The sequence below is a fragment of the Shinella sp. NM-101 genome (assembly GCF_021401195.1).
In the GTDB taxonomy this organism is placed as follows: Bacteria; Pseudomonadota; Alphaproteobacteria; order Rhizobiales; family Rhizobiaceae; genus Shinella.
Window position 1 is genome coordinate 608,887 of record NZ_JACBFT010000001.1, and the last position, 17,778, is coordinate 626,664.

General features: G+C 66.6%; 15 protein-coding genes. 9 read left to right on the forward strand and 6 right to left on the reverse strand.

Going from position 1 to position 17,778, the window contains the following annotated elements; all coding sequences use genetic code 11:
- The first annotated feature begins 193 nt into the window (after nt 1-193).
- The 4 genes from L0976_RS02910 to L0976_RS02925 are packed head-to-tail and all read left to right on the forward strand — an operon-like array spanning nt 194 to nt 5,340.
- Nucleotides 194-1,783 (forward strand): ABC transporter substrate-binding protein, encoded by a 1,590-nt coding sequence (locus L0976_RS02910; protein ID WP_203319393.1) that lies wholly within the window; start codon nt 194-196, stop codon nt 1,781-1,783.
- Nucleotides 1,783-2,892, forward strand: a complete 1,110-nt coding sequence (locus L0976_RS02915; RefSeq protein ID WP_203319770.1) for an ABC transporter permease — start codon at nt 1,783-1,785, stop codon at nt 2,890-2,892. The genes L0976_RS02910 and L0976_RS02915 overlap by 1 nt, the downstream gene beginning before the upstream one ends.
- Complete coding sequence (locus tag L0976_RS02920; RefSeq protein WP_234186021.1) at nt 2,889-3,716, forward strand: ABC transporter permease; 828 nt, start codon at nt 2,889-2,891, stop codon at nt 3,714-3,716. The genes L0976_RS02915 and L0976_RS02920 overlap by 4 nt, the downstream gene beginning before the upstream one ends.
- On the forward strand, nt 3,709-5,340 hold the full coding sequence (locus L0976_RS02925; protein WP_234186022.1) for an ABC transporter ATP-binding protein: 1,632 nt from the start codon (nt 3,709-3,711) through the stop codon (nt 5,338-5,340). The genes L0976_RS02920 and L0976_RS02925 overlap by 8 nt, the downstream gene beginning before the upstream one ends.
- Nucleotides 5,341-5,666: 326 nt before the next feature.
- Here the strand turns inward: L0976_RS02925 and L0976_RS02930 are convergent, their stop codons facing one another.
- Genes L0976_RS02930 through L0976_RS02940 form a run of 3 tightly spaced genes read right to left on the reverse strand, consistent with a single transcriptional unit; the run spans nt 5,667 to nt 7,675 of the window.
- The gene (locus tag L0976_RS02930; protein WP_234186023.1) at nt 5,667-6,101 is read right to left on the reverse strand and encodes an ACT domain-containing protein; all 435 of its coding nucleotides are present in this window, start codon (nt 6,099-6,101) and stop codon (nt 5,667-5,669) included.
- The gene (locus tag L0976_RS02935; RefSeq protein WP_234186024.1) at nt 6,098-7,009 is read right to left on the reverse strand and encodes an alpha/beta hydrolase; all 912 of its coding nucleotides are present in this window, start codon (nt 7,007-7,009) and stop codon (nt 6,098-6,100) included. Before L0976_RS02935 ends, L0976_RS02930 begins: the two co-directional genes overlap by 4 nt.
- An 18-nt stretch (nt 7,010-7,027) precedes the next feature.
- Nucleotides 7,028-7,675 carry a LysE family translocator gene (locus L0976_RS02940; RefSeq protein ID WP_234186025.1) on the reverse strand — a complete coding sequence of 216 codons (648 nt, stop codon included), beginning with the start codon at nt 7,673-7,675 and terminating at the stop codon, nt 7,028-7,030.
- Between the two features lie 127 nt (nt 7,676-7,802).
- Between L0976_RS02940 and L0976_RS02945 the strand changes: the two genes are divergently transcribed.
- On the forward strand, nt 7,803-8,711 hold the full coding sequence (locus L0976_RS02945) for a LysR family transcriptional regulator (RefSeq protein WP_203319399.1): 909 nt from the start codon (nt 7,803-7,805) through the stop codon (nt 8,709-8,711).
- 39 nt (nt 8,712-8,750) lie between these two features.
- Here L0976_RS02945 and L0976_RS02950 read toward each other — a convergent pair whose 3' ends face one another.
- Entirely contained in the window at nt 8,751-9,005 is a 255-nt protein-coding gene (locus L0976_RS02950) for a hypothetical protein (RefSeq protein WP_203319400.1), read from the reverse strand.
- 62 nt (nt 9,006-9,067) lie between these two features.
- The gene (locus tag L0976_RS02955; RefSeq protein WP_234186026.1) at nt 9,068-9,916 is read right to left on the reverse strand and encodes a LysR family transcriptional regulator; all 849 of its coding nucleotides are present in this window, start codon (nt 9,914-9,916) and stop codon (nt 9,068-9,070) included.
- A gap of 129 nt (nt 9,917-10,045) precedes the next feature.
- On the opposite strand from L0976_RS02955, the gene L0976_RS02960 reads away from it, so the two are divergent.
- From L0976_RS02960 to L0976_RS02975, 4 genes are read left to right on the forward strand one after another with little or no spacing between them, the layout of a single operon-like run.
- A complete protein-coding gene (locus tag L0976_RS02960; protein WP_234186027.1) occupies nt 10,046-12,496 on the forward strand; it encodes an FAD-dependent oxidoreductase in 2,451 nt (816 codons plus the stop codon).
- On the forward strand, nt 12,493-14,940 hold the full coding sequence (locus L0976_RS02965) for an FAD-dependent oxidoreductase (protein WP_234186028.1): 2,448 nt from the start codon (nt 12,493-12,495) through the stop codon (nt 14,938-14,940). The genes L0976_RS02960 and L0976_RS02965 overlap by 4 nt, the downstream gene beginning before the upstream one ends.
- Complete coding sequence (locus L0976_RS02970) at nt 14,937-15,782, forward strand: oxaloacetate decarboxylase (RefSeq protein ID WP_203319404.1); 846 nt, start codon at nt 14,937-14,939, stop codon at nt 15,780-15,782. Before L0976_RS02965 ends, L0976_RS02970 begins: the two co-directional genes overlap by 4 nt.
- On the forward strand, nt 15,775-17,313 hold the full coding sequence (locus L0976_RS02975) for a trimethylamine methyltransferase family protein (protein ID WP_234186029.1): 1,539 nt from the start codon (nt 15,775-15,777) through the stop codon (nt 17,311-17,313). Before L0976_RS02970 ends, L0976_RS02975 begins: the two co-directional genes overlap by 8 nt.
- Here L0976_RS02975 and L0976_RS02980 read toward each other — a convergent pair.
- Complete coding sequence (locus tag L0976_RS02980; protein ID WP_234186030.1) at nt 17,310-17,753, reverse strand: Lrp/AsnC family transcriptional regulator; 444 nt, start codon at nt 17,751-17,753, stop codon at nt 17,310-17,312. The genes L0976_RS02975 and L0976_RS02980 overlap by 4 nt on opposite strands.
- Nucleotides 17,754-17,778: the final 25 nt, after the last annotated feature.

Below are 17,778 nucleotides of genomic sequence, written 5' to 3' on the forward strand. Positions count from 1 at the left end.
AGGCCGCCCGCTTGGAGGCGGCTTGTGGAAAACAGGCCGCGGGGCGGTGGAAAAAGGAGGGGTAAGAAAGACGTGAAAGCGCCGGCGCCGGCATAAAAGCCGCCCGCACGGTTGCCTTGGAGGCAAAAAACAGAAATTCTGCCAATCATAACGACAAATGCCCACCACAGGGCCAGCAAAAGGGAACAGGGGAATGACTGATTACACCAGATACCTCACCGGCCAGGTCACGCTCGGCAAGATGAACCGCCGCGAGTTCATGGGCCGCGCCGCCGCCTTCGGCATCACGCTCGCCGCCGCCGGCACGCTGTTCGACACCGCCGCCAGGGCCCAGGAGCCCAAGCGCGGCGGCAACCTCAAGCTCGGCCTGGAAGGCGCCGCCGCCACGGACTCCAAGGACCCGGCCAAGGCCCTCTCGCAGTTCATGTTCGTCGTCGGCCGCAACTGGGGCGACATGCTGGTCGAATCCGAGCCGCTGACCGGCCAGCCCGTGCCGGCGCTCGCCGAATCCTGGGAGCCGTCCGCCGACGCCTCCACCTGGACCTTCACCATCCGCAAGGGCGTGAAATTCCACGACGGCAAGGAACTGACCGTCGACGACGTGATAAAGACCCTGCAGCGCCACACCGACGAGAAGTCGGAGTCGGGCGCGCTCGGCGTGATGAAGTCTATCAAGGAGATCAAGGCCGACGGCGACAAGCTGGTGCTCGTGCTGACGGAAGGCAACGCCGACCTGCCGCTGCTCCTCACCGACTACCACCTTGTCATCCAGCCGAATGGCGGCCTCGACGATCCGAACGCCATGATCGGCACCGGCCCCTACAAGGTGACGAGCTTCGAGGCCGGCGTGCGCGCCACCTTCGAGCGCAACAAGGACGACTGGCGCCAGGACCGCGGCTTCGTCGACACGATCGAGATGATCGCGATGAACGACGCCACGGCGCGCGTTGCCGCCCTCTCCTCCGGCCAGGTGCACTACATCAACCGCGTCGACCCGAAGACCGTCGATCTCCTCAAGCGCGCGCCGACGGTCGAGATCCTCTCCACCTCCGGCCGCGGCCATTACGTCTTCATCATGCATTGCAACACGGCGCCGTTCGACAACAACGACCTGCGCATGGCGCTGAAATACGCCATGGACCGCGAGACGATGCTGGAGAAGGTGCTCGGCGGCTACGGCAAGATCGGCAACGACTTCCCGATCAACGAGACCTATGCCCTCTTCCCGGAAGGCATCGAGCAGCGCGCCTACGACCCGGACAAAGCCGCCTTCCACTACAAGAAGTCGGGCCACAGCGGCTCGGTGCTGCTGCGCACCTCCGACGTCGCCTTCCCGGGTGCCGTCGACGCCGCCGTCCTCTACCAGGAGAGCGCCAAGAAGGCCGGCATCGAGATCGAGGTCAAGCGCGAGCCCGGCGACGGCTACTGGTCGAACGTCTGGAACGTCCAGCCGTTCTCCACCTCCTACTGGGGCGGCCGCCCGACGCAGGACCAGATGTATTCCACCGCCTATCTCTCGACGGCGGACTGGAACGACACCCGCTTCCAGCGCGAGGATTTCGACAAGCTGCTGCTGGAAGCCCGCTCCGAGCTCGACGAGGCCAAGCGCAAGGACATGTACCGCACCATGGCCATGATGGTGCGTGACGAGGGCGGCCTGATCCTGCCGATGTTCAACGACTTCGTGAACGCCTGCGGCAAGAACGTGAAGGGCTACGTCCACGACATCGGCAACGACATGTCGAACGGCTATGTCGCAACCCGCGTGTGGCTCGACGCCTGATGACCGGCGGCGGACCGGCGCACGGTCCGGAGCTGACAGCAACGGCGGCTGCGGGGGATACCCCGCAGTCTGCCGGCGTTGCCGGGTCGGTTGCGTCCAGCGGAACCCCAGTCGTCGAAGGCGCGCCTTCGTTCTGGGCGAAATTCAGCAAGAGCAGTCCCCTCGTGGCGCTCATCCTGCAACGCCTTGCTCTCAGCGTGGCCTTGCTCTTCGCCGTGTCGCTGATGATCTTCGGCGGCGTGGAAGCCCTGCCCGGCGACTTCGCGACGACCTATCTCGGCCAGTCCGCAACGCCCCAGGCCGTCGAGAACATCCGCAAGGACCTCGGCCTCGACCAGCCCGCCACAACCCGCTACTTCAAGTGGCTCGGCGGCGCCGTCCAGGGTGATTTCGGCAAGTCCTGGGCCTCGAAGCAATCGGTCAGCGAGCAGATCGGCAAGCGCCTCGGCAATTCGCTGTTCCTCGCCTTCTTCGCGGCGATCATATCGGTTCCGCTGGCCGTCGGCCTCGGCATGCTCGCGGTGCAATACCGAAACCGACTGCCGGACAAGATCATCAACGTCATCTCGCTTGCGGCGATCTCGCTTCCCGAGTTCTTCGTGGGCTACCTGCTGATCCTGTTCTTCGCTGTGCAGATGGGCGTTGCGACCTTCCCCGCGACGGTCTACGACAGCATGACGCTCGGCCAGCGCCTGTCCGCCATCGCGCTGCCGACCGCCACCCTCGTCCTCGTCGTGCTCGCCCATATGATGCGCATGACGCGGGCGGCGATCCTCAACGTCATGTCCTCGGCCTATGTCGAGACGGCGGAACTCAAGGGTCTCAGCGGCATCCGGATCATCGCCAAGCATGCGGCGCCGAACGCCGTGGCCCCGGTCATCAACGTCATCGCGCTCAACCTCGCCTATCTCGTGGTGGGCGTCGTCGTCGTGGAGGTGGTCTTCGTCTATCCCGGCATGGGCCAGTACATGGTCGACGCCGTGACGGTGCGCGACATGCCGGTCGTGCAGGCCTGCGGCCTGATCTTTGCCGCCTTCTACATCTTCCTCAACATGTTCGCCGACATCCTCGCGATCGTCGCGAACCCCAGATTGAGGCATCCGCGATGAGACTTTCCACCATCCCAATCAGCGCATGGATCGGCATAATCGGCATCGTCCTCGCCCTCTTCTGCGCCCTCTTCGCCCCCTTCATCGCCCCCTATGGCGAAAGCCAGATCGTCGGCTCCGTCTGGCAGCCGATGGGCGGCGACTACCTGCTCGGCACCGACAATCTCGGCCGCGACCTCTTCTCGCGGCTGATCTTCGGCGCCCGCACCACGATCTTCGTGGCGCTGGCGGCAACCGTGCTCTCCTTCTCGCTCGGCATGCTGCTCTCCTTCACGGCGGCGGTGACGGGCGGGTTCGTCGACCAGGCCTTCTCGCGCTTCAACGACCTGATGATGGCGATCCCCACGCTGATCTTCGCCCTCGTCGTACTGGCCGTGCTGCCGCAGCAGCTCTGGATCCTCATCCTCGTCATGGCGATCCTCGATTCCACGCGCGTCTACCGCATCGGCCGCGCCGTCGCGCTCGACGTCGCGGTCATGGAATTCGTGGAGGCGGCAAGGCTGCGCGGCGAAGGCACGGGCTGGATCATCTTCCGCGAGATCCTGCCCAACACGCTCTCGCCGCTGCTTGCCGAATTCGGCCTGCGCTTCGCCTTCTCGATCCTGTTCCTCTCCACCCTCTCCTTCCTCGGCCTCGGCATCCAGCCACCGGCCGCCGACTGGGGCGGCATGGTGAAGGACAACAAGGACGGCATCATCTTCGGCATCTCGGCCGCCCTCATTCCGGGCGGCGCCATCGCGGGGCTGGCCATCTGCGTCAACCTCGTCGTCGACTGGCTGATGAAACGCACCTCGAGCCTCAAGGGGGGACGCGGCGATGCCTGATCTTCTTTCCGTCCGCAATCTCAGGATCGAGGCGACCAGCTATCCGCCGGGCGAACCGCCACGCACCGTCACCCTCGTCGAAGGCGTGAACTTCGACGTCGAGAAGGGCAAGGTGCTCGGCCTCATCGGCGAATCCGGCGCCGGCAAGTCCACCATCGGCCTCACCGCGCTCGCCTACGGGCGCGGCGGGGTGCGCATCACCGGCGGCGAGGTGAAGCTGAACGGCGAGGACCTCCTGAAGCTCTCGCCGTCGGGCATCCGCAAGGTGCGCGGCGCGAAGGTCTGCTACGTCGCCCAATCGGCGGCCGCGGCCTTCAACCCCGCCCACCGGCTCGGCGAACAGGTGATCGAGGCCTCGCTGAAACACGGCATCATGAGCCGGGCGGATGCGGAAAAGCGCGCGCTCTACCTCTTCAAGGTGCTCGGCCTGCCGAACCCGGAAACCTTCGGCCAGCGCTATCCGCACCAGGTCTCCGGCGGCCAGCTCCAGCGCGCCATGACCGCCATGGCGCTCTGCCCCAATCCCGAGCTCATCGTCTTCGACGAGCCGACGACGGCGCTCGACGTGACGACGCAGATCGACGTGCTCGCCGCCATCAAGCACGCCATCGAGGAGACCCACACGGCCGCGATCTACATCACCCACGACCTTGCCGTCGTGGCGCAGATCACCGACGACATCCTCGTGCTCCGCCACGGCAAGATGGTGGAATACGGCTCGGTGCAGCAGATCATCGAGGCGCCGACGCAGGACTATACCCGTGCCCTCGTCAACGTGCGCGGCATCGGCCGGGACGAGGCGCCCGACCAGTCGGACACGCTGCTGAAGGTGGAGAACGTCACCGCCGGCTATTCCAACTGCTTCAAGGTGCTGCAGGACGTCTCGCTGCACCTGCCGAAGGGCCAGACGCTGGCGGTGGTGGGCGAATCCGGCTCGGGCAAGTCCACCCTCGCCCGCGTCATCACCGGCCTCCTGCCGCCGCAGGAGGGCACGATCAGCTTCGACGGCAAGACCCTGCCGAAGGCGTTGAAGGGCCGGTCGAACGACGAACTGCGCCGCATCCAGATGATCTACCAGATGGCCGACACCGCGATGAACCCGCGCCAGACGGTGCGCGACATTATCGGCCGCCCCCTCACCTTCTACTATGGCCTGCGCGGCCGGGAGAAGACGGAGCGGGTGAAGGAACTGCTGGAGCAGATCGAGATGGGCGGCCGCTTCGCCGACCGCTACCCGGCCGAGCTCTCGGGCGGCCAGAAGCAGCGCGTCGCCATCGCAAGGGCGCTGGCGGCCAAGCCCGAGCTCATCCTCTGCGACGAGCCGACATCCGCGCTCGACCCGCTGGTGGCCGAGGGCATCCTGAAGCTCCTCCTGAAGCTGCAGGAGGAAACGCATGTCTCCTACATGTTCATCACCCACGACATCGCCATCGTGCGAGCCATCGCCGACAGCGTGGCCGTGATGCACCGGGGACGCCTTGTGCGCTTCGGGCCCAAGTCGAAGGTGCTCTCGCCGCCTTTCGACGACTATACGGACCTTCTCCTCAAATCCGTTCCCGAGATGGAGATCGGCTGGCTGGAGCGGGTGCTGACGACGCGGCGCATGGAAAGCGCCGGCAACTGACGAAGGCGGGCGGCCAGGGCCGCCCGTTCTTTTTCGCGGCCCGGCCCGTCGGCCACCTTCGCCCCGCAGGCAGGGCGAAGGGATATGCATTTCCTCAAGCAATACGCGTTCATGGGAACGCCCCGCCTGCCCACTTGCGACAGGGCGCTATCCCATATCGAATGCAGACCTTGCCGCCCCTCCCGTCTCCCCCATCAGGAGAAGGGGATGGAAAAACGGCTTCCTTCCATGCGGAAACCGGGCCAGGATGAGGCACATGCCTCAGGCGCGACCGCCTGCATGAAAATCACATCCCGGAGGTTCGGCTCGGGGAGGCCGGCAAGGCCTCAGAGAACCGCCGGGCCGTCATCGCGCTTATTCTCAATCGTCGTGCGCGACAGGGCGCGCAGCGCCTCAAGCGCCCGGTCGGCATCCCGCTCCGGCACGAATATATGGTCGTGGTGATAGCCGGCGACCACGTTGGCGCTGATGCCCGCCTTCGTCAGCGCCGTGGCGAAGGCGGCCGTCAGCCCCACCGCCTCCAGCGAGGAGTGCACGGTAAGCGTGATCATGCGCATCGGCGGGCTCGCCGCAAGCCCTTCCGCGGCCGCGGCCGGCAGGATCAGCGTCACGCCCTCCTCCTCCCGGAAAAGGCCGACCGGTTCGCGCGAAAGATGCGCCGCAAGATCGGCGGCCGGCACGCAGGCGTAGACGAAGGTTCCCGCTGCAAGCGCGGGCTCCATCGTCCTCAGCAGTTCGTCGAGATCGGTCAGCCCGCTCATGGACCGGCCATCCGGCGCACGGCATCGCAGAGCGCGGCAAAGCCGGCCCGCGCGCCCTCGCTCATGAAGCGGGCACGCAGCCAGGCGTGGATCATCTGCCGCTCCTCGCGGTATTCCACCGGCACGCCGGAAAGGATGAGCCGCGCGGCATAGGCCCGCGCATCGTCGCGCAGCGGGTCGAAATAGGCGCCGGTGATGAAGGCGGGCGGCAGGCCGGCAAGATTTTCCGCCCGCAGCGGAAAGGCATGCGCGGCATCCTCCGGCGCCTTGTAGACCTCGCGGTAATAGGCGACGTCGGCCGTCGAAAGGCCGGGCGCCTCGGCCATCGCCGCGTAGGAGCCGGACACGAGATCGCCGCCGAGGCCGGGATAGACGAGCGCCTGCCCGGCAATGCCCTTCAGCCCTTCGTCGCGCGCCTTGAGCACGATGCCCGCGGCAAGGTTGCCGCCCGCGCTGTCGCCGATCACGACGACGGGGCGGTTCTCCAGCAGAAGCTCGACCAGCACCGCCCAGCAATCGTCGAAGGCGGCGGGCCAGACATGTTCCGGCGAGAGACGGTAGTCGACCGAAACGAGCTCCGCCCCCGCCGCCTCGGAAATCTCGGCGCAGATGGCGTCGTGGCTGTCCAGCGAGCCGACCACGAAGCCGCCGCCGTGTATGTAGAAGAGCCGCGTCTGGCTTCTCACCCGCGCCGGGCAGTAGCGGCGCACCGGAATGCGGCCCGCCACGAGCCTGTCCTGCTTGACCATGCCTTCCGGCGGCGGCGCGTCGAAGGCGGCGCAGAGCGCGTCGTACCAGGCGCGCTGCTGCCCGATGTCGGCATCGACGGCATCGGCGGGGTAGAAATCCTCGCAGCGCTTGTGGAAGGCGAGAATGCCCGCCTCTGTCGGCATGGGTCGTTCGGTCATGGCAGGGTTTCCGGGCGCTCAGGTCTTCTGGAAGGCGAGATTCAGGCCGAGGCCGACAAGGATCGTGCCGCCGATGCGCTGCATGGTCTTCTGCACCCGGGCCGAGCCTTTCAGGCGCCCGGCGACGGCGCCTGCCAGCAACACGCAGACGATGTCGGCGGAGGTGAACATGAGATTGACGACAGCGCCGAGCACGAGAAGCTGCACTGAGACCGGCAGGGCCGCCGCCGGATCGACGAACTGCGGCAGGAAGGCGAGGAAGAAGATGGCCGTCTTGGGGTTCAGGACCTCGACGGAAACGCTCTCGGCAAAGGCGCGCCAGCCATTCCTGCGCGCAGGCTCGACCGGAAGCTCGGCCCCGGGACCGGCCGGCGCTTGTGCCTTGGCCCGGAACATGCGGATCCCCAGCCAGACGAGGTAGAGCGCGCCGAGCAGCTTGACGGCGAGATAGAGCGCCGGGACGGCATGGAAAAGCGCCGTGAGGCCCGCGGCGGCGGCAACCACATGCGCATAGCCGCCAAGGTGTATCCCGAGGCTCGCCATCAGGCCGGAGCGGCGGCCGCGCGCGATCGTCTGCGCCGCCGCATAGAGCATCGCCGGGCCGGGCATGTAGGCGAAGACCGCCGTCGTCACGAAAAAGGCAAGCATCATCTCGAACGGCGGCATGTCCCCTCCTCAGGCTTTCGTATTGCTGCGAAGCTTATCGCGGAAACGGCGGGCGGGGAACTGCGGGCGACGCGCATCCGCAGCCGCCCGCCTTGCCTCCCCGCCGCCCGTCCTATTAAGTGCCGCCATGGCTTTCACCTTCCGGCAATTGCAGTATTTCGTCGCCGTCGCGGAACAGGGCTCCGTCACGCGCGCCGCCCAGCACCTTTCCATTTCGCAGTCCTCGATAACGGAGGCGATCAAGGAGCTCGAATCGGATCTCGGCGTCGAGCTGTTCGAGCGCCATCCGCGCGGACTGACGACGACGCACAACGGCCACCAGTTCCTGCGCCACGCGACGAAGATCCTCGCCAACGTTTCCGACGCCCGCAGTTCCTTTTCGGACAACCGGGCGCCGGAAAAGGGCCAGCTCAATCTCGGCGTCACCTCGCTCGTGGCGGGCTACGTGCTCTCCGACCTGCTCTCGCGCTATCGCCGCGCCTTTCCCGGCATCGAGGTGAGCGCCATCGAGGACAACGGCTCCTATCTGGAACACCTGCTGGTCGGCGGGGAACTCGACGTCGCCGTCATGGTCATCTCGAACCTGCGCGACCGCATGGCGCTGCAGGCGGAGATCATCGAGACCTCGCCCTACCGGCTCTGGCTGCCCATCGGCCACCCGCTCGTCTCGGCCGACATCATTTCCGTCAGCGACATCGCCAAGGAGCCGCTGATCATGCTGACGGTCGACGAAATCGAGGAGAATACCGGCAAGCTGCTGAGCGCGCTCGGCGCGCGGCCCCACGTCGCCTTCCGCACCCGCTCGGTGGAGGCGGTGCGCAGCCTGGTGGCGACAGGCGCGGGCATCGCGCTCCTGCCCGACCTCGTCTACCGCCCCTGGTCGCTGGAAGGCGACCGCATCGAAAGCCGCGACGTCTCCGGCGCGCTGCCGGTGGTGCAGATCGGCATGGTCTGGCGAAAGGGCTCCAGCCTGCCGCAGGCGGCGCGCGATTTCGTCGGGCTGGCCGAGGCGCTGAGGAGCGGTCGCGGGCGGTAGGGATGCGGCCTGCCGCAACGCCGCAGCATTCGGGCGGACTTACCGCCGCGGCTCGCCGCCCTCGGCATAGACCGTCTTCTGCTGGAACTTGAAGATGTGCCCGCAGCGGCAGCGGATCATGTGCTTTTCCGGATATTTCGAGGGGCGTTCGGTCAGGAAGCCGCGCGGCAGCGAATCCACCGCGAAATCCGGATGCGCCCGGTTGGGCATGTCGTCCTCGGAGACTTCGGCATAACCGGAATTGCCGCACATGGCGCATTCGAGTTTGCGCGAATAGCGGTCGCGGGCGGCCATGGGAGCTCCTTGATGGATTCGGGTTCCCCGTTAATAGGCATCGCCCGGCGCGGTTTCAATGCTCAACCCGCAAGCAGGGCCTGGAGGATCGCGATGATGCGCCGGTGCTGGTGGGCGTGGCGGGTGCGCACGTTGACGGCGGCATAGACGGCCTGGGCGATCGGCTCGGCGCCCGCCACGCGGCTCGCCGCGCCGCTGCGCAGCAGGCGCCTGGCATCCGCCTCCATCACGAAGGCCGAACCGCCGAGCTTCTGCATCAGCGCCAGGATCGCCGTCGTCTCGCCGCTGGCGATCGGCGCCGTCGAAAGCGCGGGATGGGCCTGCCGGTGCAGCCGGTCGAAGGCGGGCGAATAGACGGCCTGGATATAATCCTCCGGCTTCACGTCCTCGATCCGGCTCACCGTGCTGCTCACCATCTCGTAGCGCACCTCGCCGATCCGCTCGTGGTAGAGGTCCGGCAGGTAGTGCGGCGTGAAGAGGATGGCGAGGTCGAGGTCGCCCGCGCCGAGGTCGCGGTTCATCTGGCTGGAATAGTCCACTTCCAGGTAGATCGAGGTCGCCGGCAGTTCCTTCCGCACCGCCGCCAGCCAGTCGCCGGCATAGTGGGCGGCAAGGTCGTGCTGGAGGCCGATGCGCATGGAGCGCTCGTAGGCGCCCGCCGTCTCCACCGCCCGCGCCGCCTCGTGCCACTGGTGCTGGAGGGCCTTGGCGTGATCGAGGAAGCGCAGGCCCGCAGCGGTCGGCTGGGTGCCGCCCTTGTTGCGCGCGAAGAGCTTTCGCGCGAACATCGCCTCCAGGGCGTTGATGCGGTGCGTGACCGTCGATTGCGTGATGTTCAACCGCTCCGCCGTGCGGTTGAAATTGCGCGTTTCCATCAGGTCGAGGAATGTCTCAATCAGGACAATTTGCATGAATGCGCCGTATTTTCTCAATGTTTTGATGGCAGTCTAATCGAGGCTATCGATTAATAAAGCGAATTCCTCCCCTTGCCGCCCGGTGCTTTGGTGGCCAAAAATCCGGGGCGAAGAAGGGGAGCGAGAATGTCCGCATTGCCAAGCCATGCCCGTGTCGTCATCATCGGCGGAGGCGCCGTCGGCGCATCCGCGCTCTATCATCTGGCCAAGGCCGGATGGACCGATTGCGTGCTGCTCGAAAAGAACGAGCTGACCGCCGGCTCGACATGGCATGCCGCCGGCAACGTGCCGACCTTCTCCTCCTCCTGGTCGATCATGAACATGCAGCGCTATTCCGCCTCGCTCTACCGCGAGCTGGGGGCGCTGGTCGATTATCCCATGAACTACCACGTCACCGGCTCCATCCGCCTCGGCCATTCGAAGGAACGGCTGCAGGAATTCAAGCGCGTCGTCGGCATGGGCCGCTACCAGGGCATGGACCTCGACATACTCTCGCCCGACGAGATGCGCGGCAAATATCCATTCCTCGAAACCCACGACCTCACCGGCGCGCTCTACGATCCCTATGACGGCGACATCGACCCCGCGCAGCTGACGCAGGCGCTGGCGAAAGGCGCGCGCGACATGGGCGCGAAGATCTTCCGCTTCTGCCCCGCCACCGGCGCGCGGCTCGAGGGCGAGGAATGGGTGATCTCCACGCCGCAGGGCGAGATCCGCTGCGAGAAGGTGGTCAATGCGGCCGGGTATTATGCCCGCGAGGTGGGGAACTGGTTCGGGCGCGACGTGCCGATGATGGTGATGAGCCATCAGTACATCCTCTTCGAGGAAATCCCCGAGCTTGCCGCATGGTCGAAGGAGGCCGGCCACAAGCTGCCGCTGCTGCGTGACGTCGACAGCTCCTATTATCTCCGTCAGGAGAAGACGGGCATGAATCTCGGCCCCTACGAGCGGAACTGCAAGGCGCATTGGGTGACGCCTGATGATCCGATGCCGGACGACTTCTCCTTCCAGCTCTTCCCGGACGATCTCGACCGCCTCGAATGGTATCTGAACGACGCCGTCGAGCGTGTGCCGATCCTCGGCACGGCGGGCTTGTCGCGCATGATCAACGGCCCCATCCCCTATGCGCCTGATGGTAACCCGCTGATCGGCCCGATGCCAGGCGTTCCGAATGCCTTCGAGGCCTGCGTCTTCACCTTCGGCATCTGCCAGGCGGGCGGGGCCGGCAAGGTGCTGGCGGAATGGGTGACGGAAGGCGAGACGGAATGGAACATGTGGTCCTGCGACCCGCGCCGCTATACGAGCTTCGCCGCCGACAAGGACTATTGCATCGCAAAGGGCATGGAAATCTACGGCCACGAATATGCGATGCACTTCCCCAAGCATGCATGGCCGGCCGGGCGGAACAGGAAGCTGTCGCCGATCCACGACCGCATCAAGGCGCTTGGGGGCCAGTTCAAGCCCTATAACGGCTGGGAGCGCGCCATGTGGTATGCGAAATCCGGCGACGACCTTTCGGAAGAGGCGACGCAGACCTGGAACCGCGAAGGGCCGTGGCGTCCGCGCATCGAGGCGGAGTGCCGCGCCGTCACCGAGACCGCGGGCATCCTCGACCTTCCCGGCTTCTCGCGCTTCCGCGTGAAGGGACAAGGTGCGACGGTGTGGCTTTCCTCGCTCATCACCGGCAAGTTGCCGAAGCCGGGCCGCATTGGCCTCGCCTATTTCGCCGACGACAAGGGCCGCATCGTCACGGAAATGTCCGTCATGATGCTGGACGAGGACTTTTTCTTCCTCATCACCGCCGCGACCGCGCAGTGGCACGATTTCGAATGGCTGACGAAGCACCGTCCCAAGGATGCCGCCTTCACCATCGACGACGTGACGGACAATTTCTCCTGCCAGATCCTCTCTGGCCCGAACTCCCGCGCCATCCTCGCCGAAGTATCCGACGCCGACCTTGCCAAGGGCTGGCTGACGCATCAGCCCGCGCAAATCGCCGGCCACTGGTGCCAGCTCGTGCGCGTCTCCTTCGCCGGCGAACTCGGCTGGGAAATCCACACGAAGATCGAGGACACCGCCGCCATCTTCGACGCCGTCTGGGCGGCGGGGCAGAAGCATGGCCTCAAGCCCTTCGGCATGGAGGCGCTGGACAGCCTGCGCATCGAGAAGGGGTATCGCGCGTGGAAGGGCGACCTTTCGACCGACTACACGATCCTGCAGGGCGGCCTCGACCGCTTCGTCGACTGGACCAAGCCCGACTTCAAGGGCAAGCCGGCGCTGGAGCGCGAGAGGCAGCAGGGCGTCACCAAGCGTTTCGTGCTGCTGACGGTGGAGGCCGGCGAATGCGACGCGCCCTACATGTCGACGCTCTGGCACGGCGGCAAGGTCGTCGGCGAGACGACGTCCGGCAACTGGGGTTATCGTGTCGGAAAATCCATCGCGCTCGGCATGCTCAGCGCCGACCTCGCCGTGCCGGGCACGGAAGTCGAGGTGGAAATCTACGGCGACCGCTTCAAGGCGATCGTCCAGCCGGACGGTCCGCTCTTCGATCCCAACAATGAAAGACTGCGCGCATGACGAAGCCCATCCCTTCGAAGGCGAGAGCCGTTATCATCGGCGGCGGCGTCTCCGGCTGCTCGGTCGCCTATCACCTCGCCAAGCTCGGCTGGACGGACGTGGTGCTGCTGGAGCGCAAGCAGCTCACATCAGGCACGACATGGCACGCCGCCGGCCTCATCGGCCAGCTCCGCGCCTCGCAGAACATGACGCGCCTCGCGAAATATTCCGCCGACCTCTATGTCAAGCTGGAAGCCGAGACCGGCATCGGCACCGGCATGCGCCAGTGCGGCTCGATGACCGTGGCGCTGACCGAGGAGCGTAAGGAGGAAATCTACCGCCAGGCCTCGCTCGCCCGCGCCTTCGATATCGACGTGCGTGAGATCACCGTCGACGAGGTGAAGGGGCTCTATCCGCATCTCAACACGGCGGATGTGAAGGCGGCGGTGCACCTGCCGCTCGACGGCCAGTGCGACCCGGCCAATATCGCCATGGCCTTGGCGAAAGGCGCGCGGCAGAACGGGGCGACGGTCATCGAGGGCGTCAAGGTGACCTCGGTGCTGACGAAGGACGGGCGCGTGACGGGCGTTGCCTGCGAGCAGAACGGCGAGACCTTCACCATCGAGACGGAGAACGTCGTCAACGCCGCCGGCATGTGGGGGCGCACGCTCGCCGACATGTCGGGCGTCACGCTGCCGCTGCATGCCTGCGAGCATTTCTACATCGTCACCGAGCCGATCCCGAATCTTGCGCGCCTGCCGGTGCTGCGCGTGCCGGACGAATGCACCTACTACAAGGAGGACGCCGGCAAGATGCTGATCGGCGCCTTCGAATTGAAGGCCAAGCCCTGGGGCATGGACGGCATCAGCGAGGACTTCTGCTTCGACCAGCTGCCGGAGGATTTCGACCATTTCCAGCCGATCCTCGAAAACGCCATCAACCGCATGCCGATGCTGGAAACCGCCGGCATCCACACCTTCTTCAACGGCCCGGAAAGCTTCACGCCGGACGACCGCTACTATCTCGGCGAAGCGCCGGAGCTGAAGGGCTACTGGGTCGCCGCCGGCTACAATTCCATCGGCATCGTCTCCTCCGGCGGCGCGGGCATGGCGCTCGCCCAGTGGATGAACGACGGCGAGCCACCCTTCGACCTCTGGGAAGTGGATATCCGCCGCGCCCAGCCGTTCCAGAAGAACCGCGCCTATCTCAAGGACCGCGTCTCCGAGACGCTCGGCCTGCTCTATGCCGACCACTTCCCCTATCGCCAGATGGCGACCGCGCGCGGCGTGCGCCGCTCGCCGCTGCACGAGCACCTGAAGGCGCGCGGCGCGGTCTTCGGCGAGGTCGCCGGCTGGGAGCGCGCCAACTGGTTCGCCAAAGAAGGCCAGGAGCGGGAATACCGCTATTCGTGGAAGCGGCAGAACTGGTTCGAGAACCAGAAGGAAGAGCATCTTGCCGTCCGCAACGGCGTCGGTCTCTTCGACATGACGTCCTTCGGCAAGATCCGTGTGGAAGGCCGCGATGCGCTCGCCTTCCTGCAAAGGCTCTGCGCCAACCAGATGGACGTCGCCCCCGGCAGGATCGTCTACACCCAGATGCTCAACGCCCGCGGCGGCATCGAGAGCGACCTGACGGTGACGCGCCTTTCGCAGACCGCCTTCTTCCTCGTCGTGCCCGGCGCGACGCTTCAGCGCGACCTTGCCTGGCTTCGCAGGCACCTTGCGGACGAGTTCGTCGTCATCACCGATGTCACGGCGGCTGAAAGCGTGCTCTGTGTCATGGGACCGAAGGCGCGCGACCTCATGCAGAAGGTCAGCCCCAACGACTTCTCCAACGCTCACCACCCTTTCGCGACGGCCCGCGAGATCGAGATCGGCATGGGCCTCGCCCGCGCGCACCGCGTCACCTATGTCGGCGAGCTCGGCTGGGAGCTTTACGTCTCCACAGACCAGACCGCCCATGTCTTCGAGGCGCTGGAGGAAGCCGGGGCCGATGTGGGGCTGAAACTCTGCGGCCTGCACACGCTCGACAGTTGCCGCATCGAAAAGGCCTTCCGCCATTTCGGCCACGACATCACCGACGAGGATCATGTGCTGGAAGCCGGCCTCGGCTTTGCCGTGCGCACGAAGAAGGGCGAGTTCATCGGCCGAGATGCGGTTCTGCGCAGGCAGGAGGAAGGGTTGAAGCGCCGCATGGTGCAGTTCCGCCTCACCGATCCCGAGCCCCTGCTCTTCCACAACGAGGCGCTGGTGCGCGACGGCAGGATCGTCTCGACCATCACCTCGGGCAATTACGGCCACCACCTCGGCGGCGCCATCGGCATGGGCTACGTGCCCTGCCAAGGCGAGAGCGAGGCGGATGTGCTGGCCTCCCGCTACGAGATCGAGATCGCCGGCGTGCGCGTGAAGGCGGAAGCCTCGCTCGTGCCCATGTATGATCCGAAGGCCGAAAGGGTACGGGCATGAGCAACCTCGCCGAACGCCACCAGCGCTTCCACGACCTTCACCAGTCTGGCTGCTTCGTCATCCCCAATCCCTGGGATATGGGCTCCGCCCGCATGATGGCGGCCTCCGGCGCCGTGGCGCTCGCCACCACCTCCGCCGGCTTCGCCTTCACGCTCGGCCGGCCCGACATGGGCCGCGTGACGCGCGAGGAGATGCTGAAACACGCCGAGGACATCGTGCGCGCCACGCCCCTGCCCGTCTCCGGCGATTTCGAGAACGGCTTTGCCGATGCACCGGATGATGTGGCCGAGACCATCCGCCTCGCCGCCGAGGCCGGCCTTTCCGGCTGCTCGATCGAAGACACGCAGATGGTGGACGGCAACCCGGCCTATGACTTCGACCTCGCCGTCGAGCGCATCCGCGCCGCCGCCGACGCCGCCCGCTCGCTCGGCCGGCCCTTCATCCTGTGCGCCCGCGCCGACGGCGTGATGAACGGCGTCTACGATCTTGACGAGGCCATCCGCCGCATCCAGGCCTTCGAGGCGGCCGGCGCGGACCTCCTCTATGTCCCGGTGCCGCCCGGCGAGGCGGAATTGCGCCGCGTCGTGCAGTCGGTGTCGAGGCCGGTCAACGCGCTTGCCGCCGGACCGCTGCGCCAGCTCACCGTGCCGCAGTTGGCCGCCATCGGCGTACGGCGCATCTCCCTCGGCTCGACGATCGCCCGCGTCACCCACGCGGCCATCGCCGAGCAGATGGAGGCCATCGTCAGGGACGGCAGCTTCGCGAAATTGTCCGCCGCCGCGTCGGGGGACGAGATCAACCGGATGCTTGCCGCCGGTGCGGGGGAGACCGATCATGAGTGAACAGGCGGTCTTGTCGCGCAGATCCGGCGGCCGCGCCGCGCGCGTCGCCATGCGCGCCGCGCCGCTTGCGGAAAATGTCCGCCCCGTGCGCCCCGGCCTGTCGGGCGGCCAGTACAAGCCGCTGACGGAGGCGGGCGTGCGCCGCATCCACGAGGCGGCGCTGGATGCGCTGGAGAATATCGGCCTCGCCAACGCCCCGAAATCCGGCGTCGAGATCATGACCGGCGCGGGCGCCATCCTCGGCGAGGACGGCCGCATCCGCTTCCCCCGTGCGCTGGTGGAGGACATGCTGGCGCTCGCCGCACGCGACATCACGCTTCACGGCCGCGATCCGAGATACGACCTCGAACTCTCCGGCACCCGCGTCTATTACGGCACGGCCGGCGCGGCGGTGCATATCGTCGACGTCGAGAAGCGCGAATACCGCGAATCGACCGCCAGGGACCTCTACAACGCCGCCCAGCTCGTCCATCACCTCGACAACGTGCACTTCTTCCAGCGGGCGATGGTCTGCCGCGACGTGCCCGACAATTTCCTGATGGACATCAACACGCTCTACGGCTGCTGCGCCGGCACGTCCAAGCATGTCGGCACCAGCTTTTCCGATCCCTCGCACGTCGCCGGCTGCTTCGACCTCATCCACATGATGGCGGGCGGCCAGGACAAGTGGCGCGAGCGCCCCTTCGTGTCGAATTCCAACTGCTTCGTCGTACCGCCGATGAAGTTCGCGGAGGAAAGCTGCATCACCATGGAGGCCTGCATCCGCGCCGGCATGCCGATCCTGCTGCTGTCGGCCGGACAGGCGGGCGCCACGGCACCCGCGCCGCTCGCCACCGCCATCGTGCAGGCGGTCGCCGAGTGTCTTGCCGGTGTCGTCTACGTCAACGCCATGGCGCCCGGCCATCCCGCGATCTTCGGCACCTGGCCCTTCGTCTCCGACCTCAGGACCGGCGCCATGTCCGGCGGCTCGGGCGAGCAGGCGCTGCTGACGGCCGGCTGCGCCCAGATGCACCAGTTCTACCGCCTGCCGGGCGGGGCCGCCGCCGGCATCGCCGATTCCAAGCTGCCCGACATGCAGGCCGGCTGGGAACAGGCGATCTCCAACGTCATGGCCGGCCTTTCCGGCCTCAACATGGTCTACGAGGCGGTCGGCATGCACGCCTCGCTGCTCGGCTTCTGCCTCGAAAGCCTCGTGCTCGGCGACGACCTGCTCGGCCAGGTGCAGCGCTGCGTGCGCGGCATCGACGTGACGGAGGATTCGGTCTCGCTGGAGACCATGCGCTCCGTCTGCCTCGACGGCCCCGGCCATTATCTCGGCGACCCGCAGACCCTGTCGCTGATGCAGACGGAATACATCTACCCCGCAGTCGCCGACCGCACGAGCCCGAAGGAATGGGCCGAAATCGGCCGCCCGGACCTCGTGCAGAAGGCGATCGAGCGCAAGAACCGCATCCTCGCCGAAGCCGGCGGCCCCCTCTTCGATTTCGCGACGGACCGGGCGGTGCGCGAGAAGTTCAGGATCTATTTCTAGCCGCGACGGTCGAAATGGGTGCGCAGCGAAACGTGCGTCTGCACGGTCGCGATGCCCGGCGTCGTCGCGATCTGGCGGCGCACCGTGTCGAGCGCGGCGTTGGACGCGCATTCGACGAGCAGCATCAGGTCGGTCGGCCCGGCGAGCGACCAGCAGGTCACGACCTCGGGAATACCGGTTATGTGCGGCACGATGTGATCGCAGTTGCGCCCCTGCTGGAAACCGACGGCGACCAGCGCCTCGACGCCCGGCCGCGCCCTGTCGATGCCGAGCTTCACCGTATAGCCGGCGATCACGCCCCTCGCCTCCAGCCGCCGGATGCGCTCATGCACCGCGCTGCGGGAAAGCCCGGCGCGGCGCGCCAGTTCCACGAGGCTCTGGCGGGCATCGGCGCGCAGCGCGGCAAGCAGCAGCCCATCCTTCTCGTCCAGTTCGTCCATCCGGAGATTTCTCCTTGTTTCCGGA